17 protein-coding genes and 2 pseudogenes are annotated in these 20,909 nt (G+C 64.1%); 4 read left to right on the top strand and 15 right to left on the bottom strand.

Going from position 1 to position 20,909, the window contains the following annotated elements; translation table 11 throughout:
* Window positions 1-140: 140 nt before the first annotated feature.
* A pseudogene (locus JNB89_RS30240) lies at window positions 141-1,070 on the bottom strand (NAD(P)-dependent oxidoreductase); the annotation flags it as partial.
* Window positions 1,071-1,254: 184 nt separating this feature from the next.
* Between JNB89_RS30240 and JNB89_RS30235 the strand changes: the two are divergent.
* Window positions 1,255-1,464 (top strand): dodecin, encoded by a 210-nt coding sequence (locus JNB89_RS30235; RefSeq protein WP_013339485.1) that lies wholly within the window; start codon window positions 1,255-1,257, stop codon window positions 1,462-1,464.
* A gap of 175 nt (window positions 1,465-1,639) precedes the next feature.
* On the opposite strand, the gene JNB89_RS30230 is transcribed toward JNB89_RS30235, so the two are convergent.
* The 4 genes from JNB89_RS30230 to JNB89_RS30215 form a co-directional block, all read right to left on the bottom strand.
* Entirely contained in the window at window positions 1,640-2,746 is a 1,107-nt protein-coding gene (locus tag JNB89_RS30230) for a BMP family ABC transporter substrate-binding protein (RefSeq protein WP_013339486.1), read from the bottom strand.
* Between the two features lie 56 nt (window positions 2,747-2,802).
* Entirely contained in the window at window positions 2,803-3,732 is a 930-nt protein-coding gene (locus JNB89_RS30225; protein ID WP_013339487.1) for an ABC transporter permease, read from the bottom strand.
* Between the two features lie 37 nt (window positions 3,733-3,769).
* Window positions 3,770-4,876 (bottom strand): ABC transporter permease, encoded by a 1,107-nt coding sequence (locus tag JNB89_RS30220; RefSeq protein WP_013339488.1) that lies wholly within the window; start codon window positions 4,874-4,876, stop codon window positions 3,770-3,772.
* Window positions 4,877-4,960: 84 nt separating this feature from the next.
* Entirely contained in the window at window positions 4,961-6,562 is a 1,602-nt protein-coding gene (locus JNB89_RS30215) for an ABC transporter ATP-binding protein (RefSeq protein WP_135893772.1), read from the bottom strand.
* Between the two features lie 248 nt (window positions 6,563-6,810).
* Between JNB89_RS30215 and JNB89_RS30210 the strand changes: the two genes are divergently transcribed.
* Window positions 6,811-7,743, top strand: coding sequence for a LysR substrate-binding domain-containing protein (locus JNB89_RS30210; RefSeq protein WP_006051768.1), 933 nt, complete (start codon window positions 6,811-6,813; stop codon window positions 7,741-7,743).
* A gap of 99 nt (window positions 7,744-7,842) precedes the next feature.
* Here JNB89_RS30210 and JNB89_RS30205 read toward each other — a convergent pair whose 3' ends face one another.
* A complete protein-coding gene (locus JNB89_RS30205; protein WP_135893774.1) occupies window positions 7,843-9,240 on the bottom strand; it encodes an 8-oxoguanine deaminase in 1,398 nt (465 codons plus the stop codon).
* Between the two features lie 566 nt (window positions 9,241-9,806).
* On the opposite strand from JNB89_RS30205, the gene uraH reads away from it, so the two are divergent.
* Window positions 9,807-10,160: a hydroxyisourate hydrolase gene (gene uraH, locus JNB89_RS30200; protein ID WP_013339491.1), complete on the top strand. Its 354-nt coding sequence runs from the start codon at window positions 9,807-9,809 to the stop codon at window positions 10,158-10,160.
* A 271-nt stretch (window positions 10,161-10,431) separates the two neighbouring features.
* Window positions 10,432-11,625 carry a urate hydroxylase PuuD gene (locus JNB89_RS30195; protein ID WP_220364659.1) on the top strand — a complete coding sequence of 398 codons (1,194 nt, stop codon included), beginning with the start codon at window positions 10,432-10,434 and terminating at the stop codon, window positions 11,623-11,625.
* A 497-nt stretch (window positions 11,626-12,122) separates the two neighbouring features.
* Here the strand turns inward: JNB89_RS30195 and JNB89_RS30190 are convergent, their stop codons facing one another.
* The 9 genes and pseudogenes from JNB89_RS30190 to tadA form a co-directional block, all read right to left on the bottom strand.
* A complete protein-coding gene (locus JNB89_RS30190) occupies window positions 12,123-12,635 on the bottom strand; it encodes an ureidoglycolate lyase (RefSeq protein WP_220364658.1) in 513 nt (170 codons plus the stop codon).
* Window positions 12,632-13,645 carry an allantoicase gene (alc, locus tag JNB89_RS30185; RefSeq protein ID WP_220364657.1) on the bottom strand — a complete coding sequence of 338 codons (1,014 nt, stop codon included), beginning with the start codon at window positions 13,643-13,645 and terminating at the stop codon, window positions 12,632-12,634. Before alc ends, JNB89_RS30190 begins: the two co-directional genes overlap by 4 nt.
* 87 nt (window positions 13,646-13,732) lie before the next feature.
* Window positions 13,733-14,254, bottom strand: a complete 522-nt coding sequence (gene uraD / locus JNB89_RS30180; RefSeq protein WP_013339496.1) for a 2-oxo-4-hydroxy-4-carboxy-5-ureidoimidazoline decarboxylase — start codon at window positions 14,252-14,254, stop codon at window positions 13,733-13,735.
* Window positions 14,251-15,201 (bottom strand): allantoinase PuuE, encoded by a 951-nt coding sequence (puuE, locus tag JNB89_RS30175; RefSeq protein ID WP_220364656.1) that lies wholly within the window; start codon window positions 15,199-15,201, stop codon window positions 14,251-14,253. Before puuE ends, uraD begins: the two co-directional genes overlap by 4 nt.
* A gap of 193 nt (window positions 15,202-15,394) precedes the next feature.
* Window positions 15,395-16,222, bottom strand: a complete 828-nt coding sequence (locus tag JNB89_RS30170; RefSeq protein ID WP_220364655.1) for an aspartate/glutamate racemase family protein — start codon at window positions 16,220-16,222, stop codon at window positions 15,395-15,397.
* A 59-nt stretch (window positions 16,223-16,281) separates the two neighbouring features.
* Entirely contained in the window at window positions 16,282-17,763 is a 1,482-nt protein-coding gene (locus JNB89_RS30165; protein WP_220364654.1) for an NCS1 family nucleobase:cation symporter-1, read from the bottom strand.
* Window positions 17,764-18,324: 561 nt separating this feature from the next.
* Window positions 18,325-19,017 (bottom strand): annotated as a pseudogene (locus JNB89_RS30160) (GntR family transcriptional regulator); the annotation flags it as partial.
* Window positions 19,018-19,326: 309 nt separating this feature from the next.
* Window positions 19,327-20,253: a muramoyltetrapeptide carboxypeptidase gene (ldcA, locus tag JNB89_RS30155; protein WP_220364652.1), complete on the bottom strand. Its 927-nt coding sequence runs from the start codon at window positions 20,251-20,253 to the stop codon at window positions 19,327-19,329.
* A 93-nt stretch (window positions 20,254-20,346) separates the two neighbouring features.
* The coding region (gene tadA / locus JNB89_RS30150; protein ID WP_223216898.1) for a tRNA adenosine(34) deaminase TadA at window positions 20,347-20,909 on the bottom strand (563 nt) is incomplete at its 5' end.

The following is a 20,909-nucleotide window of genomic DNA, read 5'->3' as shown; positions in this document are numbered from 1 at the left end:
GTCGTGGGGCTCTGGGCTCTGGGCTCCGGGCTCGTGGCTCCGAGCTTCCTGGCCCGGCCGCCGCGCCCGCCTCCGCTACCCGACAGCCGGACAGCCCGACAGCCTCGGCAGCCCGGCGCCCCTCCCTGCCCACCGGCACCGCCGCGCGGCGTCTGCAAAATGTCGATAAACGCCGAAAAGTCCGCCTCGGCGAGTCCCATGGCCGCGGCGAGCCGCAGCAACTGCTGGACCGTCGCCGAAACCGGCATCGGCGTGCCCGTCTCATAGGCTGTCGCCGCGACCGTGTCGACGTCCTTCTGGAAAGTACGCAGTGCGCCGATCGGCGCGAAGCCGCCCTGCGTCATGCGTGGCACGAAGGTTTGCAGCAGCACGGAATCGGCCCAACCGCCGGCAAGCGCTTCGGGTAGCTTCGCCGCGTCGATGCCGCTGCGGGTAGCGAGGCTTACCGCCTCGGCAATCGCCGCGATGGTCGCGGTGACGATCGTCTGGTTGCAGAGCTTGGAGGTTTGCCCCGCGCCGACGTCGCCCATATGCGTGACGCGCGCGGCATAAGCGCTGAGCAGAGGTCTGACGGCGTCGACGTCGGCCGTCGCGCCGCCGGCCATGACGGCGAGTGTGCCGGCCTGCGCGCCGCCGACGCCACCGGACACGGGCGCGTCGATCCAGCCGAGGGTCGGCGCGACCGCCTTGTCTGCCGCAAGCGCCAACTCCCCCGCCCGCTGCGCAAACTCCCGCGTGGCCGCGGGCGGAATGCTCGAATGGTCGACGATCCAGCGCACCCGGCGCGGCTCACGCGCCAAGTCGTCACCTGCACCGGCGCCCGCCGCGAGCAGCCCGGCCGGGCCGAAGACGGTTTGCTCGACCGCTGCCGCATCGGCGAGACACAGCAGCACGACGTCGCAGCGCGTTGCAAGTTCGCCCGGCGTATCGACCACCTTTGCGCCCTCCGCCGTGAGCGCCTCGGCCTTGGCGCGCGTGCGATTCCACACGCGCACCGTGTGCCCCGCGCGCAGCAGGTGCCGGATCATCGGCGCGCCCATCAGCCCTGGACCGCAAAAACCTATTTCCACGTTCGAACCTCGTCACGTTCAGGTTGCATCGGACAAACATCATAACGGCGCAGCGCCGCCACGCGAGCCATAGCCGCCATACCGGGCATGCGACGTGCGACAGCACCGCTCATGCGGCGGCCATGTGCACCCGCTCGCGTTACCTATACTTTTTGAACGCCAATGAAGATAAAGGAGAGACTTCATGTCAGACCACGTCTACAAGCAGATCGAACTGACCGGCTCATCGACCACGTCGATCGACGACGCGATCCGCACCGCGATCGCCAAGGCATCGAAAACGCTGCGTAATCTGCACTGGTTCGAAGTGACGGAAACGCGGGGCCAGATCGAAAACGACCGTGTTGCCTACTGGCAGGTGACGATCAAGGTCGGCCTGCGCATCGACGATTGACGCGGCCCTCGCGCCGAAGTGAGCGGCATCGGCGCGATCAGACAAAAGAGCTGCGATCCACGGCGAGTGGATGCAGCTCTTTTCACGACCGGGGCAAGCGTTGCCGCGTCTTCACGCTCTCATGCAATCACGCAATCACGCCTTCACGCGCCCAACGACTCACCCTCCCGACCACTCACTTCGGCAGCGAACCGTCCACCCCTTCCACATACCAGTTCAGGCGCTGCAGTTCAGGGTCCGTCAAGGTCTTGCCGGCCGGCACCTTCACCGTGCCCGACTGGTCCTTGATGGGGCCGGCGAACACATCCCACTTGCCGCTTGCCAGTTCGTCGCGCTTGGCCGCGATCTTCTTCTGCGCGTCAGCCGGAATTGCCGAGGTATCCAGGTCTTCCAGATCGACCGCCTTCTGCGGAATGCCCCACCACACCGGATCGTTCTTCCACTTGCCGTCCAGCACCTGCTGGATGGCCGCGTTGTAGTACACGCCCCAGTGCGCGACCACCGAGCCCAGATGCGCGCCCGGTCCGAACTTCTTCATGTCGGAGTCCCAGCCGAATGCATGCACATGCTTCTCCGCCGCGGTCGCCAGCGTGGCGCTGGAGTCGGTGTTCTGCAACAGCACGTCGGCGCCCTGACCGATCAGCGTTTCGGCCGCCTGCTTTTCCTTGCCCGGATCGAACCAGCTATTGATCCAGATCACCTTGGTATGCACCTTCGGATTCACCGAGCGTGCACCGAGCGTGTAGGCGTTGATGTTGCGCACCACTTCCGGAATCGGCACTGACGCAACGAAGCCGAGCGTGTTGCTCTTCGTCACGTAGCCTGCGGCGACGCCGGCCAGATACGCGCCCTGATACATCCGCACGTCGTAGGTGCCGAAGTTCGGCGCCTTCTTGTAGCCGGTTGCGTGCAGGAACACGGTGTCCGGAAAATCTTTCGCGACCTTCAGTTCGAAGTCCTGATAACCGAAGCTCGAACCGAAAATGATCTTGTTGCCCTTGTTGGCCAGATCGCGGAATACGCGCTCGGAGTCCGCCGATTCAGGCACGTTTTCAATGCGCGTGATCTTGATCTTATTGCCGAACTTTGCTTGCGCTTCCTTCGATCCCTGGTCGTGCGCGAAGGTCCAGCCGGCATCGCCCGGATTGCCGAGATAGACGAACGCGACACCCGGCGCTTCGGCCGCCTGCGCCGCTCCGGCGAGCGGCGCGGTCACGGCGGCAGCCAGCGCGAGCGAGGCGGCGCCCCACGCGAAAGCGGTCAGCACATTTCTTTTCTTCATGTTTTCTCCTGTCGTGTGATCCAGTGATTGAAACGTATGGCGATGCACGCGGCGCGTCAGCCCGCCGAGAAAAACGGCTTGCCGAGCGAGGCCGGTGCATTCAGGCGAATCGTGTTGGGGTTGCGCGAGATGAGCACGAGCACGACGACCGTCGCGACGTACGGCAGCATCGCGAGAAATTGCGTCGGCACCGGCACGCCGATCGCCTGCGCATAGAACTGCAGGCCCGTCACCGCGCCGAACAGCAGTGCGCCGATCAACAGGCGCCCAGGGCGCCACGTCGCGAAAACGACGAGTGCGAGCGCGATCCAGCCGCGGCCCGAGGTAAGCTGTTCCTGCCACAGGTGCAGATTGACGATCGAGTAATAACCGCCCGCAAGGCCCGCCATGCCGCCGCCGAACGCAACCGCGCCATAGCGCACGCCGACCACCGGAAAGCCGACCGAATGCGCGACCTGCGGCGATTCGCCGACCGAGCGCAGCACGAGCCCGGCACGCGTGCGATACAAAAACCAGCCGATCACCGCGAACATGAGGAACGCGAGGTAATCGAGCGGCGTGAGACTGAAAAGCGCGGGGCCGAGCACCGGAATCTTCGAGAGGCCCGGAATGGTCCACGTGTCGATGGTGGCGCGCACCGCCGCCGACGTGTACGGCTTGCCGACATACGCGGAAAGCCCGATGCCGAAGATGGTCAGCGAAAGGCCGGTGGCAACCTGATTGGCGAGCATGGTCAGCGTGAGGAACGCGAACAGCAGCGACATGGCAAGGCCCGCGCCGATGGCGGCGAGCACGCCCAGCCACGGGCTGCCGGTGATCGCCGTGACCGCGTAGCCCGTTACGGCGCCCATCAGCATCATGCCTTCCACGCCGAGATTGAGCACGCCCGACTTTTCGGCGACGAGTTCGCCCGCGCCCGCGAACATCAGCGGAATTGCAGCAGTGACGGCGCTCGAGGTAAGCGCGCTGGCTTGTTGAATATCCATGAAATGCGACGGCTGTAAGTAGCGAAACGGTGGCGAATCAGTGGGCTTGCGCGGCAACGGAGCGCCGGCGCACACGGTAATTGACGAACAGGTCGGCGCCCAGCAGGCAGAACAGCAGGAGTCCCTGGAATACGCCGGAGAGCGCTTGCGGCAGTTGCATCGAGGTTTGCACCGCTTCGCCGCCCAGGTAGAGCAGCGCCATCAGCAGACTCGCGAGCACAATGCCAAGCGGATGCAGCCGCCCGACGAACACCACGATGATCGCCGTGAAGCCGTAACCCGGCGACCACGTTGCCTGCAACTGACCGATCGGTCCGGCGATCTCGCCCATGCCGGCAAGACCCGCGAGGGCGCCGCTAATGAGAAGCGACATCCAGATCGTCTTCCTGTCGGAGAAGCCCGCGTAGCGCGCGGCGAGCGGCGCGAGACCGCCGACGTTCATCCGGTAACCGGCGAAGCTCTTGCGCATGAAGAGCCATACGAGCGGAATGGCGGCGAGCGTCATGAACACCGATGCGTTCAGCCGCGTGCCGCGCAGCCATTTCCAGTGCCAGTCGCCGTAAAGGGTCGGGTAAAGCGCGTCGCCGCTGAACATTTCCGAGAGCGGGAAGTTCATGCCCTGCGGATCGCGCCACGGTCCGCTCACCAGATAAATCAGCAGTTGCGTCGCGACGTAGGTGAGCATCAGGCTCACGAGAATCTCGTTGGTGTTGAAGCGGCTTTTGAGCAAGGCTGGAATCGCTGCCCACAGCATCCCGCCGATCACGCCGGCAAGCATCATCAGCGGCAGGATCCACCAGCCGCTCGCCTGGTCGAAATAGATCGCGACGCCGCTCGCCGCAATGCCGCCGAGCAGCATCTGCCCTTCCGCGCCGATGTTCCAGACGTTCGCGCGATAACCGATTGCAAGACCGAGGCCGATCAGGCAGAGCGGCGACGCCTTGAGCAGAAGCTCGGACCAGCCGTTCACGCTGGAAAGCGGTTCGATGAAAAACGCGTGCATTGCCTGCAGCGGATCGCGGCCGACAAGACCGAAGATCACAAAGCCGAAGGCAAGCGTGAGCAACGCGGCAATCAGCGGCACGGCGAGCTGCATGGCGCGCGAGGGCGTGGTACGCGCTTCGAGTCGATACGGAAGAATCATGGGTAGCGTGATGAGCGTTGGTGTTGTCGTGGGGCGGCTGAGCGCTGCCTGGTGTCGAGTAAGGGTCGCGGCGCAGGCCACTGCTTAAGCGTGCGCCGGATGTCCCGCTGAAGGCGCCGCGCCCTCGCGCTCGCCGAACAGCCCCGCCATCCATCGGCCGATTTCCTCGGCGTTGGTCGCACCCGTCGCGCGCACCGGCGAGAGCCGGCCGCCCGCGAGCACCGCAATGCGGTCGCAGATGTCGAACAGCTCTTCCAGTTCCTCCGAGATCACAAGGATCGCGACGCCGCGCGCCGACAGGTCGAGCAACTGCTGGCGAATGAACGCGGCAGCGCCGACGTCGACGCCCCATGTGGGCTGCGCGACCACCAGCACCTTGGGCGCCTGCAGGATCTCGCGGCCCATGATGTACTTCTGCAAGTTGCCGCCCGAGAGGCTTTGCGCGAGCGCCTCGGAACCGCCGCAACGCACGTCGAACGCTTCGATGCAGCGCTTCGCGAACGCGCGCATGGCGCCCGCCTTGATCCAACCGGAGCTCACCATGTTCTGCCGGTGTGCGGTGAGAAGCGCGTTTTCGGAGAGCGTCATTGCCGGCACCGCGCCGCGGCCAAGCCGCTCTTCCGGCACGAAGCCGAAGCCGAGCGCGCGCCGCGCCCCCGCGCCCAGACGCCCGGCGGGCTTGCCGCAAATGCTTACCGCATCCATGCGCGAGCCGCGCTTTTCGCCCGAGAGCGCCGACAGCAACTCCGCCTGGCCGTTGCCCGAGACGCCGGCAATGCCGAAAATCTCGCCCGCATGCACGGCGAACGAAACGCTCTCGAGCGAGGTGCCGAACGGGTCGTCGCTTGCGACCGACAACGCTTTCACGTCGAGCAGCACGTCGCCCGGATTGTGCTCGCGGCGTGTGTAATCGGGCAGCGAATGGCCGACCATCAATTGCGCGAGCGATGCGTGCGTTTCCTCTTTCGGCTTCACTTGACCCGTCACGCGGCCGCCGCGCATTACCGTGGCGGTGTCGCACAGTTCCTGAATTTCGTCGAGCTTGTGGCTGATGTAGAGAATGCTGCAGCCTTCGGCGGCGAGCCGCTTGAGCGTCGCGAACAGCTTGCGGACCGCCTGCGGCGTGAGCACGGAGGTGGGTTCGTCCATGATCAGAAGACGCGGATTCTGCAACAGGCAGCGCACGATCTCCACGCGCTGGCGCTCGCCCACCGTCAGGCTGTGCACGTGACGCTGCGGGTCGATGTCGAGCCCGTAGTCCGCGGACACGTCGCGGATACGCTTGGCGAGCGCCTTCAGATCGAACGGTTCGTCGAGTGCGAGCGCAATGTTTTCGCCGACGGTCAGCGTCTCGAATAGCGAAAAGTGCTGAAACACCATGCCGATGCCCAGCTTGCGTGCCGCCGCCGGACTCGCGATCTCGAGCGCCTCGCCTTCCCAATGGATTTCCCCGGCGTCGGGGCGCACCGCGCCGTAGATGATCTTCATCAGCGTGCTCTTGCCCGCGCCGTTTTCGCCGAGCACCGCGTGAATCTCGCCGGGCGCGACGATCAGCGTGACGTCGTCGTTGGCTCGCACGGCGGGATATTGCTTGGTGATGCCCTTGAGCATCAGCCGGGGCGCCGTGTGCTTGGGCCCGGGGTCCCGCTGCATGGCGGCGCCGTCGCGATAAGAAGAGTTGCTCATGTGATTCCGTAGTGCGTCAGTGAACCCGTTGCGCGAGGTTCGCCTGCGTCGCCGCCAGACGATCCGCCACCACAACCGGATGACAATACCTAATTCAAACCGCTCAGTCGAGCCGACAAAATTCGCGCAAAGCCCCGCCACAGCACGCTCTGCGGGTATGTCTCGCTTGACGCGCCTTTTCGTTCATATTAAAACGCATATACCCCAGTACCCCGTCGATCAGCCAGAACATATATTTCGGAGAAGTCATGAGCCAGCAACGCGAGGCGATCGATACTTACCTTTTACGCGTCTTGCACACCCTGTTGATGGAGCGCAGCGTCACCCGCGCGGCCGTCAAACTGAACCAGTCGCAACCCGCCATTAGCGCCGCGCTGCGCCGCTTGCGCGACATCACCGGCGACCCGCTGCTCGTGCGCGGCAAGTCCGGCATGGTGCCCACCGAATACGGCCTGCGCCTGCTCGAACCGGTGCAGAATGCGCTGCGGGAAATCGAGCGCATCAAGTTCCAGCAGCACAATTTCGACCCCGCAACCTCCATTCGCTGCTACCGCATCGGTTGTCCCGATTATCTGAACGTGCTGTTCGTGCCGACGGTAGTCGAACGCTTTCGCCAGGCGGCGCCGAACGCGACGCTCGAATTCCATTCGCTTGGCCCCGCGTTCGACTATGAACTTGCGCTCGAAGACGGCAAGCTCGACATCGTGGTCGGCAACTGGCCTGAGCCGCCGGAGCAACTGCATCTGTCGAACCTGTTCGTCGACCAGATCGTCTGCCTGATGAGCAACACGCATCCGTTCGCCAAGCGCGGCGGGCTCACGCTCGACCAGTACCTGAACGCCCCGCATCTCGCCCCCACTCCGTATTCGGTCGGCCAGCGCGGCGCAATCGACGTGCACCTCGCGCGCGAACGCCTGAAACGCCACGTGGTCGTCACGCTGCCGTATTTCAATCTGGCGCCGTACGTGCTGATCAAATCCGATCTGATCTTCACGACGACGCGTCTTTTTGCGGACTACTACGCCAAATTTCTGCCGCTCACCGTGGTGCCCGCGCCGCTCGACTTTCCGCCGATGCAGTACTACCAGCTGTGGCACGAGCGGGTCCATTACTCCGATGAAGTGCGCTGGTTGCGCAGCCTCGTCGCCGAAGCGACCCGAACGTTGATCGACAAGCCTTGACGTGTCGGCGCCGCGCGTGGCCTGCGGTCGATGCATGCACGCCCGCATGCACGCCCGTATGTATCCCGCGCGCATCCGCCGCCACACACGCGCCATACGTTACGCCGCGGCCTCTCCAAGCGCTTTCGCGAGCCGGTTGTGGCGCTCGATGACCGGCCCGAGCTCCAGCGTCGTCAACTCTCCGTCCCGCACCACCACCTTCCCGCCGATCACGCTATGGCTCACCTGCGACGGCGCGCAAAACACCAGCGCGGCAACCGGGTCGTGCAATGCGCCCGCAAAGAGCGGCTGACGCAGATCGAACGACACGAAGTCCGCCGCCATGCCCGGCGCGAGCGCGCCGATATCGTCGCGGTTGAGCACCCGCGCACCGCCGAGCGTCGCGATTTCGAGCGCGTCGCGCGCGGTCATTGCATCCGGTCCAAAACCGACTCGCTGCAACAGCAACGCCTGGCGCGTTTCGGCAACCATCTGTGCGCCGTCGTTGGACGCCGAGCCGTCCACGCCGAGACCCACCGGCACGCCCGCGAGCCGCATCCGCTTGACTGGCGCGATGCCCGACGCGAGCCGCATGTTCGAGCACGGACAATGGGCGACGCCCGTGCCGGTGCGCGCGAACAGTTCGATGCCGGCGTCGTCGAGTTGCACGCAGTGTGCATGCCACACGTCGCGACCCACCCAGCCGAGGTCTTGCGCGTATTGCGCGGGCGTCATGCCGAACTTTTCGCGGCTGTACGCCACGTCGTTGGCGTTCTCGGCGAGATGCGTATGCAGCGATACGCCGTACTGCCGCGCGAGCGACGCCGATTCGCGCATCAAGTCGCGGCTCACCGAAAACGGCGAGCACGGCGCGACGACCACGCGCAGCATCGCGTAACGGCCTTCGTCGTGATACGTCTCGATGAGGCGCTGCGTGTCCTTCAGAATGTCGTCCTCGCGCTCCACCACCGAATCGGGCGGCAGACCGCCGTCTTTGCGCCCCACGCTCATGCTGCCGCGCGCCGCGTGAAAGCGCATGCCGATGCGTCGTGCGGCGGCGATACTGTCATCCAGCCGGCTGCCGTTCGGATAGATATACAGATGATCGCTCGAGGTCGTGCATCCGGAGAGCAACAGCTCGGCCATCGCGGTGAGCGTCGATACTTCGATCATTTCCGGCGTGAGGTTCGCCCACACCTTGTAAAGACTCGTGAGCCAGCCGAACAGTTCGGCGTTCTGCGCGGCCGGCATCGCGCGCGTCAGGCTCTGGTACATGTGGTGATGCGTGTTCACGAGCCCCGGAATCACCAGGTGCCCGCGCATGTCGAGCACCTCGTCGGCGTCTGCGGGCAACTGGGCCGTGGGCCCGACCGCGACAATGCGGTTGTCCTCGCTATACAGGCCGCCGTCGCGCAATTCGCGCCGTGCGTCGTCCATCGTGACGAGCATGTCTGCGTGTTTCACCAGCATGGTTCGGGCTGGCTTGCTGGTTCCTTGTGCTGCGTGTTCCATCGTCATCCGTTTCTCCGCGTGATTGCTTCCGTGCAAAGTCGTTCGAACGCGATGTGACGGCACACGAACCGGCGCCGCCGCGTCCCGTCGAACGCCGTTGGCCCGGTTACCCAGCGTCATGCGCCGTCTTCGGGACGTGTGCCGCGTAAAGCCCGCGCCGTTGGCCCGGGCGTCGTTTGCTGCGGCGCACAGGCGTAACCTTCGGCGGCCAAAATAAGGCTGGCAACTCGCGGCGTTGCGATAACCAACTTAAGGCTGCCGATATAGTGGGGCATTTTTGACGCCGGTACGATCCAGTGGGGATCGAATAGGCGCAAACCGTGGCCACTCGCCACTCGCCACTCGCCACTCGCCACTCGCTGCGGCTGGCGGCGCACGGTCCTTCATGCGCCAGCTATTATCTTTCTTATCGCGCGCGCGTTCGGCAGCACATGTTTTTACAATGGCCCCCACGGCGCTCGCTTCAATTCGCCGACGGGTATGTAGCCACTGACGTGGAGCCTCGATCCGCCGCAAACGTATCTGGATCGGGCTGCCGCCGAAACCTCGCAAACACACAAGGAAAATTGCGAATGGGAAAGCTCACTACCCATGTGCTCGATACCGCGAACGGCCGTCCCGGCGCGGGCATCAAGGTCGAACTCTTCGCGCTCTCGGGCGACACGCGCCGCGCGCTGAAAACCACCCTCACCAATGACGACGGCCGCTGCGACGAACCGCTGCTGCAAGGCGACGCGTTCGTCGCCGGCGAATACGAACTGGTGTTCGGCGCGGGCGACTACTTTGCATCCATCGGCACGCAGGTGCCCGAGCCGCGCTTCGTGGATCGCGTCGTATTGCGCTTTGGCATCGCCGACGCGGCGGCGCACTATCACGTGCCGTTGCTGGTGTCGCCGTGGTCGTACAGCACGTATCGCGGCAGTTGAGGTGCGGCTGCGGTGCGGCTGAGGTGCAGTTGCGGTGCGGCTGATCGGCGGCTCCTTGCGGCTGGTTGGCGGCCGCCATGCAACCACGGCACCCGCGCGCTCAACGCCGAAACCCAACAAAAACGTGAACCAACGACGTCGTGCGAACTGAGCGCACCGCGTCTTTCATCCCGCAGTCCGCGGGGCGGCGTCCTCCTCGCATCCGTCAAGCGGATGCGCGACACACAGAACACCGCCCGCGCGAGCAACGAATCAGAAGTGGAGGAGTTTCATGGAAGGCTTTATCACCGACTGGCTGAATCTCGCGATTCGCTGGTTTCACGTCGTCGCCGCGATTGCGTGGATCGGCGAATCGTTCTATTTCGTCGCGCTCGACAACAGCCTGAAACCGCCGCAGGACCCGAACCAGCGTAAGCGCGGCGTGTTCGGCGAACTCTGGCACGTGCACGGCGGCGGCTTCTACAACATGCAGAAGTACACCGTTGCGCCGCCCGAGATGCCGGACGACCTGCACTGGTCGAAGTGGCCGTCGTACACCACGTGGCTCTCGGGCTTCGGCCTCTTCACGGTGCTGTATCTCTTTTCGCCGTCCACCTACCTGATCGACAAGAACGTACTCGACATGGGCCCGGTGGTGGCGGTCGCCTCGGCGCTCGGCTTTCTTGCGGCGGGCTGGATCGTGTACGACTCGCTGTGCCGCATGCTCGGCAACAAGGACAAGGTGCTCGGCATCTGCGTGGGCGTGTATGTGCTGATTGCGGCGTGGCTCGCATGTCATATCTTCGCGGGGCGCGCCGCTTATCTGATCATGGGCGCGATGCTCGCGACCATCATGTCGGCCAACGTGTTCTTCGTGATCATTCCGGGCCAGCGCAAGATGGTGGACGCAATGCTCAAGGGCGACACGCCGAACCCCATTTACGGCAAGCGCGGCAAGCAGCGTTCCGTGCACAACACCTATTTCACGTTGCCGGTCGTGTTCGCGATGCTCTCCAACCACTACGCGATGACGTACACGCACCCGTACAACTGGGCCGTGCTCGTCGTGATCATGCTGGGCGGCGCGCTGATCCGTCAGTTCTTCGTGATGCGTCATCGCGGCCAGGTGCTGTGGTATCTGCCGCTCGCCGGCATCGCGCTGATGTTCGGCGCCCTCTTCTGGACGATGCCAAGGCCCGTGGTTCCGCAGGCACAAGCCGCGAACGCGCCAACGGTGAAATTGGCCGACATCGCGCCAGTGCTCCAGCAGCGCTGCGCGGCATGCCACTCCGCGCATCCGACGATGATGGGCAGCGCGCCTGCCGGCGTGATGCTCGATACACCGGATGAAATCTCGCAGAACGCACAACGTATCTATCAGCAAGCGGTGACGCTCAAGGCGATGCCGCTTGGCAACGTCACCCACATGACCGACGACGAACGGATGAAGATTGCCGCGTGGTTCGAGGGCGGCGCGGCGAAGTGACTGAGGTGCGGCCGGAGGGGTGTTGAATCTTCAGGCCGCACGGGTATGACGAGGCGGGCCTTTCGCAGAAGCGGAAGGCCCGCTTTTTTGTCGGCGGGTCTTGTTGTTTGCTGATGTTTTTTTGTTTGTCGTATTGGGGTTGCAGCGTCTTGTTCAGCGCTTCGCGTTTGATATCCGTATGGACAGGCTGGTACTAAACGACGTGTCTTTGTCGGCGCGTCTTCGTCGCACCATCTTCGTGAAGATGCCGTGACGGCATACATGCGCCGCATGACATGCGGCCGCGCGAAGTTGCCTGCGCGCGCACCGTCAACAACGCGGCAAACGCTACAGGCACGTCCCTCGCCGCGGCGGCAAATCTACGTGCGAGTGACAGCGCGCCCTTCGCCCGCGCCCGCGGATCCACATGCCGTTCGCAGAAAAACAAAGAGCCCGCAGCATCCCGTGCTGCGGGCTCTTCAAACAAGCTTACTGGTAACTAACACAGAAACAGAAAATCAGGCCGCCACTGCACTCAACGCGTCCTCAGTCAGCCACAGCGGCTCCGCAAGATCCTGCTCGTTGAGATTGACCCCCTCGCCGCCGCGATCGACGACGATGAAGTCGCTCACGTCGCCCAGCGCGATCAGCGGATGGTGCCACACGCCCTTCGCATAATTGACGCCCTGCCAGCCGTTCGTCACGAATGCGCGAATCTTCGTTTCGTCGAGCTCGCCCGCGGGCGCCACCACCACCAGATACGGCTTGTCGTTCAGCGGTATGAACGCCTGACTGCCAAGCGGGTGACGTTCGAGCATCTTCACCTCGAACGGCAGCGTGCGCGGCTGCCCGCGAAACAGATTGACGAGCGTGCGACCATTTTCATCGCTGACATCCACATTCGCGAGATCGTGATAACGGATCGTCGTGCCGAGATTGATCGGAATCTGCTTCGCGCCCTCGAGCTCGATCACGTCGCCGAACACGGCGAACGCTTCCTTGGTCAATGCTTCGATGGCGAGCGTCTTCATGATGCAAGCGTGCCCCACAGGCGCAGGCGCGAGACGCCGCCATCCGGAATGATGTTAAAGCGCACGTGCGTGACCGGGCCGAGCGCGGCGATCTCGCTTTCGAAGTAATGCTGCTTGTCCATTTGCAGCTTCTGCTCGCCGAGCAGAACGGGCCAGAACATTGCCTGCGTGACCAGCGAACTGTCGGTGCCGCCCGTCACATACGCGGCCTGAATCGAGCAGCGGTCCGGGTAGTTGCCCTTGAAGTGCGCGGTGTCCACTTCGATTCTGGCAATCACGCCCGGCTGCGCCAGCGCGACAATCGCCCAGTCGTTGCCGGGCTCACGACGCCGCCGCGTTTCCCAGCCGTCGCCCATGTTCACGCCGCGGCCCGGCATCAAGATGGTGGAGGCCGCGCCGAAGTGCTGATTGTTCGCTGCGACGAGGTACGCGCCGTTTTCCATTGCCGCCAGATCGAACTGTTCGGTACGGCTCGCGCCGGCCCAGTCGACCTGCGGCTGACCGTACACGCGCAGCCGCGCGATACCGCCGTCAGGATAGATGTTCACGCGCAGGTGCGTGTACGCGGTCGCGTCGCCCACTTCCAGATAGTGGTGGCTATTGCCCTGCAAAGTGGTCGAGGGCACGATCTCTGTCCATTGCGTCGACTGGTTCGGCACGCCGTCCACCACGCGCGCCGCCTCTACCGAAGCGGCCGGCGGGAAGTTGCCCGTGAAGTGGCTCGTGTCGAGGTCGAGCCCCTTGATCACACCCGGCCGTGCGAGCTTGACGATGCACCAGTCGTAGCCGCTCACGCGCTTGCGGCGCGTTTCCCAGCCGTCCATCCACTTGCCGTGCTCGTCGTATTTGCCGGGAATGAAGACGGCCGGCTCCGGATTCAGCATGCGCTCCTTCGGGGCGAAGAATTCGTCGCTGGCCTCGAGCGCCTGCGCGCCCAGGCGCGGATCCGCCAGATTCACGTAACGGCGCGTGAATTCGGGAGCGTTGGGGTCGAGAATCGGCAGTGCCATCTTTGTCTTCCTTGATGTTGATGTGTGCAAAAAAAGCGTTCCGGCGAAGAGCCGCTCAGCCAGAGCGCAGCAGCGCTCATGCGTTCGTCAAGCGCTGATCAGGTCTTCGAGCCGCAAACGCGCGATACGGTAGATCTGGTCGAGGCTCGCACGCAGTTCGTCTGCGCGGCTGTTGTTCACGCGCGCCTCGAAGTTCGCGATGATGCCGTGACGGTCGTAGCCGCGCACCGCGAGAATGAACGGAAAACCGAATTTCTCGCGATAGGCGGCGTTTAGCGCCAGCAGTTTGTCGAACTCCTCCTGCGTGCATTGCGAAAGGCCCGCGCCGCTTTGCTCACGCGTGGACTCCGCGGTCAGTTCGCCGCGCACCGCCGCCTTGCCGGCGAGCTCCGGGTGCGCGTTGATCAACGCGAGCTGCTTCTGTTCGCCCGCCGTCTCCACGATGTTGGACATCTTGCGATGCAATTCGTCGACGCTTGCAAAAGGCCGCTCATGCGCGGCAAGTTCCGCGACCCACGGCGAATGCTCGAAAATGCCCGACAGCGCCGCCACGAAGGCGTCGGTCGAGCTGCTGTTGAGTTGGTCCAGTGTGTAATGCATCGCCTTCATGCCGCCGCCCCGCGGTTGTTGTGCTGATACGGATGATGCTCGCGCCAGTGCCGTGCAATGTCGATGCGCCGCGTGACCCATACGCGGTCATGCTGTTCGATGTGGTCGAGAAAACGTTGCAGCGCGCGAAAGCGCCCCGGGCGACCGAGCAGCCGGCAGTGCATGCCGACTGACAGCATCTTCGGCGCTTCGTCGCCTTCTTCGTAGAGCACGTCGAACGCGTCGCGCAAGTACGTGAAGAAATGGTCCGCGGTGTTGAAGCCCTGCGGACTCGCGAAGCGCATGTCGTTGGTGTCGAGCGTATACGGCACGATCAGTTGCGGCACCGTCGAACCGCCTGTGACCTCGACGTCCATCCAGAACGGCAGGTCATCGCCGTAGTAATCGGAGTCGTACAGAAAACCGCCATATTCGGCGACGAGCCGGTGCGTGTTCGGACTGTCGCGCCCGGTGTACCAGCCAAGCGGCCGCTCGCCCGTCACGCGTTCTATAGCCTGCATGCCGAGCCGCATATGCTCGGCTTCCTGTTCCGGCGAGACGCCCTGATAGTGAATCCAGCGATAGCCGTGACACGCAATCTCATGACCGAGCTCGACAAACGCACGCGCGAGCTCCGGGTGCCGTTCGATCGCCATGCCCACGCCGAACACGGTGAGCGGCAGGCCGCGCTTTTCGAATTCACGCAGAATGCGCCACACGCCCGCGCGCGAGCCGTATTCGTAGATCGACTCCATGCTCATGTGACGCGCCGGGTACGCGGCCGCGCCGACAATCTCCGACAGGAACTGCTCAGAGCCGGGATCGCCGTGCAGCACGCAGTTTTCACCGCCCTCCTCATAGTTGAGGACGAATTGCACGGCGATACGCGCTCGCCCTGGCCAGTTCGCCCGCACCGGGTGGCGGCCGTAGCCGATCAGATCGCGTGGATAGTTGGAGTCGAATGGCATGATTTGACGAATGCGTGGTGGCAATACGTGTGTGCTCGACGGCGCGGCGCAAGATGCGCGGAAGGCACCGTAGGCGCGCTCGCGGCAGCGCTGCATGAGCGCTGCTCGAGGCGCCTCCGGCAGCCCGCGCCGAGTTGAACCAGTGTAGCGAAAACACCCGGATGCGCCCATACACCCGGGCAGATAGTGCGTGTCAGACTGAATGTATGTGCGGCTGCTCTTCGCTGGTGTTTACCCGCAGCGAGCCGGCATGGGTCGCGCGCGGCGGCAGCGGGTTCGGGTCCACTGCCGACGGACTGAACGACCCCAGCGAGCCGTCATAGCGCTTGGGCAGCGGCCGCGCGTAGTCGCCGCGCTTGGCTGTGGAAAGACGCAGTGCGACGAGCGCCTCCGTCCATTTGACGGCGGCCGTTACGCCCTCGATCACGGGCGCACCCAACGCGTCCTCGATCTCCGCGCACAGCTCCGCCATGCCCGCACAGCCCAGCACGATGGCGTCCGAGCCGTCCTCGGCGAGCGCCCGCCGGCATTCGTCGAGTATGATGCGGCGCGCCGCCGAGCCCGGCTTGTCGAGATCGAGCACTGCGACGTCGGTCGCACGCACGTTGCGGCAAAAGCGCCGCATTCCATAGCGCTCGGCGAGATGCCATGCCATGCCGCAGGTGCGCGCCAGTGTGGTGACCACCGAAAAACCCGGCGCCAGTACGCTCGCCGCATGCATGGCCGCCTCGGCAATGCCGATCACCGGCCCGCGCGCGAGCTCACGCGCCGCGTAAAGACCGGGGTCGCCAAAGCACGCGATTACGTAGCCGTCGCAGCCCTCGCGCTCGCCTGACATGACCTCGGCGAGAAGACCAGGGGTGGCGAGCGCTTCGTCGTAATAGCCTTCGATGGAAGGCGGCCCCATTGTCGGACTCACCGCGATGACCTCCGTGCCCGGCGCGGCGACTTCGCGTGCGCAGCGGCCCATTGCATCGGTCATGCGCTGGGTCGTGTTCGGGTTGATCAGTTTGATGCGCATGTCGTCTCCTTTTTCTGCACCGGCAGTGCACCGGCACTGCCGCTTCCATCCACCGATGCTCAGCGTGCCAGCACGCGGTAGAACAGCGCGCCGAGGCCCGCGCCGATGAACCACGAGAAGTTCGCCATACCGTCGAGCGACGGCACCATCACGCACAGCACGGCAATGAGCGCTGCCGGCAGAAGCGCCGCGACCGCCCGGTAGTTCACGCCATTGCGATACCAGTACGAACCCGTGGGCGCCACGCTGTACAGATCGTCGAGCACGATTTTCTGACGCTTGACCATGTAGTAATCGACGATCAGGATTCCGTACAAAGGTCCGATGAAACTGCCGAGCACGTCAAGCGTGTAGTGAATCACGGCCGGGTTGTTAAAGAGATTCCACGGCGTAATGAAGATCGAGGCCACCGCGGCCAGCATGCCGCCCGCGCGCCAGCTGATGAGCCGCGGCGCGACGTTTGAAAAGTCGAAGGCCGGCGACACGAAGTTGGCGACGATGTTGATGCCGATGGTCGCAATCGTAAAGGTCAGCGCGCCCAGAATCACGGCGGTCGGATAGTCGATGCGGCCCACCGTTTCAACCGGGTCGGTAATCAGTTGGCCGAACACCGGCAGCGTGGCCGCCGTGGTGATCACCGTGACGAGCGAGAACGCAAGGAAGTTGACCGGCAGTCCCCAGAAATTGCCGCGCTGCACGCTGCGAAAACTCTTGCCGTAGCGGGAAAAGTCGCCGAAATTCAGCATCGGCCCGGAGAAGTACGAGACCACCAGCGAGGTCGCCGTGATCATGACCGGCAGCACTTCCATGCCGTGATACTTGACGCCGCCCAGATTGATGCCGATATTGCGCCAACCCGCGCGATACACCATGTAGCCGGCCAGAATGAACATCACCACATAAACCGCCGGCCCGGCGAAGTCGATGAACTTCTTGATCGTCTCCATGCCGTGCCAGAACACGAGCGCCTGCAACACCCACAGCAGCATGAAGCCGCACCAGCCGAGCGTCGAAAGCCCCATCATGCCGTGGCGATGCACGTCCGCATACGGCAGCAGTTGCGGGAAGAACTTCAACACGACGATCACCAGCGCACTCGACGCGAGATAGGTCTGGATGCCGTACCACGCGACCGCAATCAGGCCGCGAATCACCGCGGGAATATTGGCGCCGAGCACGCCGAAGGTCGCGCGGCATGCCACCGGGTACGGCACGCCATTCGCCTGGCTCGGCTTCGCGATCAGATTGCACAGCAGGTTGACGATCGTAATGCCGACGAGCAGCGCGATCAGCACCTGCCAGCTCGTCAGGCCGAGCGCGAACAGACTGCCGGCGAAAACGTAGCCGCCGACGCTGTGCACGTCCGACATCCAGAACGCGAAGATGTTGTAGGCGCCCCACGTCTGGTGACGCAACGGCGCAAGGTCCTCGTTGTAGAGGCGCTCGCTGTAGCCGGCCGGCAGCGCGGAGTCGCCGGATGTGTCGCCGTCTGCATAAGGGGGGATTGCGGAACTGCCGGGCGCTGCACTGAACTGAGCCATGATTCCTCCTTGTGATGGGACCGTCGATCGCGAATCGAAGGGCATTGCATTGGCCATGCCAGTTGCGGTTCTGCTGCGCGTCCCGCACCTGCCGTTCGTGCGAACGCAGGTGGCCCGGACCGCCGCTATGGCCTCGCCGCGGTTGTCTCCGTACTGAAGCACTTGTGGTTATCGCATTGCCGGCCTTCCGCGGGTTGCCGGCAAGCGGACTGCTTTCTGGTCTCGCCGCTCGCCGAAGCGACGGACGTGCGTGCGCCGGCCGGCAGCGCCTGCTCAAGGCCGCCTTGCAACGCTCGCGTGATCCGGTTCAGTTCAGTGCGGCGCGCACCAGCAACGGGCGCACGCCGGCCGCATGCCTCAGCCTGGCGCGGACTTACGTTTGGATTGCTTCGTGGATGACGCTTCAGGTGATGCTTCGACGCGATTGCCGAGCGCACCCGCTTTGGCGCCACGCTTTCGGTCGGTCTTTCGGTCGGTCTTTGGGTCGCGTGTTACACCGCTTGTTGTAACGCTCTTTGCGTCGCTTGTTGCACCGCTTGTTGTACCGCCCGTCGCGCCATTAAGCGCGCCGAATACCTCGCGCAGATCGGCCGCGCCGCGCGCGGGCCGCTCCAGCATTTTGAGTTCGACGCTCTGCAGATGGCGCGACATCAATGCCGCCGCCTTTTCTGCGTCGCCGGCGTCGAGCGCGGCGAGAATGGCTTCATGATCCTCAAATGAGCACGGGCTGCGACCCAGCGATTCGTACAACGCCGAAATCAACGTGGAGCGCGCCACTAATCCGTTCAGGCAATCGCAGAGCACGGCATTGCCGGTGAGCTCGGCCAACGCCGTATGGAACTCGCCGGACAAACGGATCCACGACGAAAAGTCACGCGTCTCGAACGCCTTACGTTCGCGGCCAATCATGCTGCCGATGTTCTTCAGCCGGCGCATGCCGTGCCCGCTGCAAATTTTCTCGACGACCGCAAGTTCGATAATGCGGCGCATCTCGAACACCTCATGCACTTCCTGAAGCGACGGACTGGCGACGAAAGCGCCGCGGTTCGGCTCCAGATCCACCAGACGGTCAGTCGCGAGCTGCGCCAGCGCCTGCCGGATCGGCCCGCGTTTCACCGCGAATACTTCGCACAACTGTGCTTCTGTCAGCTTCGCTCCTGGCGCCAGCCGATGCTCGAGAATCGCGGCGCGGATGCGCTCGGCAATTGCTTCGGGCTTCGAACTGTTCACGCTGGTCGACTCGATGTCGGACATGATTTGTGTCTCGGTATGTTGGTCATAATAGAGTGGACATAAAGATTGTCAACAATTTTTGCGCGTATTGGTGACGCTTCGGGCGATGCGGCCAGAGCCCGACGCCTGTGAGTGCGTTGCGTGCCTTGCCGGATGGGGGGTTCGCTGTAAAGCGTGGGATTTTCCTGTACCTTTCGGCGTCCGATTTTGTCGACAAAATCTCCCGCTCGCGCGCGATGTTGCGGCTTGCTTCGTGGCCTGTATTCCGACGGTTAGTTGCGTGCATCTCCATGAAAAAACGGGCCGAAGCCCGCTTCCGACGTCCCGCTTTCAGCGCAAACACGGATAGTTGGATAACGTCAGCCTGAAGCCGTTTGCATCTGCGACGAGGTGCGCGTCGGCTCCGACGGGCAACGTCAGCATGTCGGGCACATGTCCGAACTGCAAGCCGGTAACGATCGGAATGCCGATCACCGACCTCATCTGCTCGATCATGGCCTGCAGGTCGTAGCCGTTGTCGTAGTCGAACGGCTTGCCGCCCGAGAAATCGCCGAGTACGAGCGCCTGCTGTTGATCGAGAATGCCGCACAGGTGCAGTTGATAGAGCATTCGCTCGATGCGAAACGGCTGTTCGTTCACGTCTTCCACGAACAGCACCCCGCCCTGCACCGGCGGCATATACGGCGTGCCCACGAGCGACGTGAGAACCGCCAGATTGCCGCCCCACAACGTGCCGGAGACGTCCACCGCGTGCGCCTGCGGCACGTTTCGCGAAATCGTCACGGTAGGCTGGGTCAGCGCAGACCAGAAGTGATGCATGGTGAATTCGCTGACGTTTTCCGCGCCGAAGTCGCTCATCAGCATCGGACCGCTGAAGGTTTTCAGACCAGCGCGCGCAAGAAGCGCCAGTTGGACCGCCGTAAAGTCGCTATGGCCAACGAGAGCGACCGGCTGAGCGCTCAGCCGGCGTTGCAGCCCATCGTAGTCCAGGCCATGCAGGATGCGCACCGCGCCGTAGCCGCCGCGCACGGCCAACACCACATCAGGCAACGGCCGCGATGGATCCGCCAGCCGGTTCAGGTCCGCCGCCCGCTCGCCATCCGTACCGCCGAAGCGCTGATACCGACGCTGCGTCACTTCCACGCCCTCCACGCGATGCCCTTGCGTGCGCAGGCGCTGCAAGGCGCGACTCAGCACATCCGCGTCGTGCGGGTAGCCAGACGGAGCAATCAGATCGAAGGTACGGTGGATGGTCATCGGCGGATTCTGGTCGGGTTTTTGGGAGAGGTTTGGCGTTCGCTTTCCGCGCGGTTGCCGCTCGATTGCCGCACCGTGGCGACCGGGCACCGCTTAGCGCGGCTCGCCTGGATCCGCTTGGGCACCGTTGCCTGCGCGCGCCGCGGTCCGGGCGTCGCGACTCGCGCGGCGCCGCTCGGCGAAAAACGACTTCAGCGCCGCGCCGCATTCGGTTTCTAGCACGCCGCCAGTTACCTTGGTGTGGTGATTCAGCTGCGGGTTCGCGAATGCGTCGACGACGCTGCCGCACGCGCCCGTCTTCGGATCACGCGCACCGAACACGACGCGCGCAATGCGTGCGTGCATGATAGCGCCCGCGCACATCAGACAGGGCTCGAGCGTCACATACAGTTCGCAGCCCGGCAACCGATAGTTCTCCACGACCTGCGCCGCGGCGCGCAACGCGACCATCTCGGCGTGCGCCGATGGATCGTGTGCACTGATCGGATGGTTGAAACCTTTTGCGATGACTTCGTCGCCGCGCACGAGCACCGCGCCGACGGGCACTTCGCCAGCCGCGCGGGCCTCTTCGGCGGCCGCTTGGGCGAGCGCCATGAAGCGGAGATCGCGTTCGCTGACAGTTGCGGCGGGCGTTGTTGGGGTGGGCTCTGCCGGGG

Source organism: Paraburkholderia phenoliruptrix (assembly GCF_019511605.1).
Classification (GTDB): domain Bacteria; phylum Pseudomonadota; class Gammaproteobacteria; order Burkholderiales; family Burkholderiaceae; genus Paraburkholderia; species Paraburkholderia phenoliruptrix_A.
This window is presented reverse-complemented; position numbering and strand designations above follow the sequence as displayed.

Excerpts from the sequence above, each read along its gene's own strand:
- JNB89_RS30190 (WP_220364658.1), bottom strand. The coding sequence starts at position 12,635 with ATGAAGACGCTCGCCATCGAAGCATTGACCAAGGAAGCGTTCGCCGTG.
- uraH (WP_013339491.1), top strand. The coding sequence starts at position 9,807 with ATGGGAAAGCTCACTACCCATGTGCTCGATACCGCGAACGGCCGTCCC.
- JNB89_RS30170 (WP_220364655.1), bottom strand. The coding sequence starts at position 16,222 with ATGCGCATCAAACTGATCAACCCGAACACGACCCAGCGCATGACCGAT.
- JNB89_RS30210 (WP_006051768.1), top strand. The coding sequence starts at position 6,811 with ATGAGCCAGCAACGCGAGGCGATCGATACTTACCTTTTACGCGTCTTG.
- JNB89_RS30215 (WP_135893772.1), bottom strand. The coding sequence starts at position 6,562 with ATGAGCAACTCTTCTTATCGCGACGGCGCCGCCATGCAGCGGGACCCC.
- JNB89_RS30165 (WP_220364654.1), bottom strand. The coding sequence starts at position 17,763 with ATGGCTCAGTTCAGTGCAGCGCCCGGCAGTTCCGCAATCCCCCCTTAT.
- JNB89_RS30220 (WP_013339488.1), bottom strand. The coding sequence starts at position 4,876 with ATGATTCTTCCGTATCGACTCGAAGCGCGTACCACGCCCTCGCGCGCC.
- JNB89_RS30195 (WP_220364659.1), top strand. The coding sequence starts at position 10,432 with ATGGAAGGCTTTATCACCGACTGGCTGAATCTCGCGATTCGCTGGTTT.
- JNB89_RS30235 (WP_013339485.1), top strand. The coding sequence starts at position 1,255 with ATGTCAGACCACGTCTACAAGCAGATCGAACTGACCGGCTCATCGACC.
- ldcA (WP_220364652.1), bottom strand. The coding sequence starts at position 20,253 with ATGACCATCCACCGTACCTTCGATCTGATTGCTCCGTCTGGCTACCCG.
- uraD (WP_013339496.1), bottom strand. The coding sequence starts at position 14,254 with ATGAAGGCGATGCATTACACACTGGACCAACTCAACAGCAGCTCGACC.
- JNB89_RS30230 (WP_013339486.1), bottom strand. The coding sequence starts at position 2,746 with ATGAAGAAAAGAAATGTGCTGACCGCTTTCGCGTGGGGCGCCGCCTCG.
- JNB89_RS30225 (WP_013339487.1), bottom strand. The coding sequence starts at position 3,732 with ATGGATATTCAACAAGCCAGCGCGCTTACCTCGAGCGCCGTCACTGCT.
- JNB89_RS30205 (WP_135893774.1), bottom strand. The coding sequence starts at position 9,240 with ATGACGATGGAACACGCAGCACAAGGAACCAGCAAGCCAGCCCGAACC.
- alc (WP_220364657.1), bottom strand. The coding sequence starts at position 13,645 with ATGGCACTGCCGATTCTCGACCCCAACGCTCCCGAATTCACGCGCCGT.
- puuE (WP_220364656.1), bottom strand. The coding sequence starts at position 15,201 with ATGCCATTCGACTCCAACTATCCACGCGATCTGATCGGCTACGGCCGC.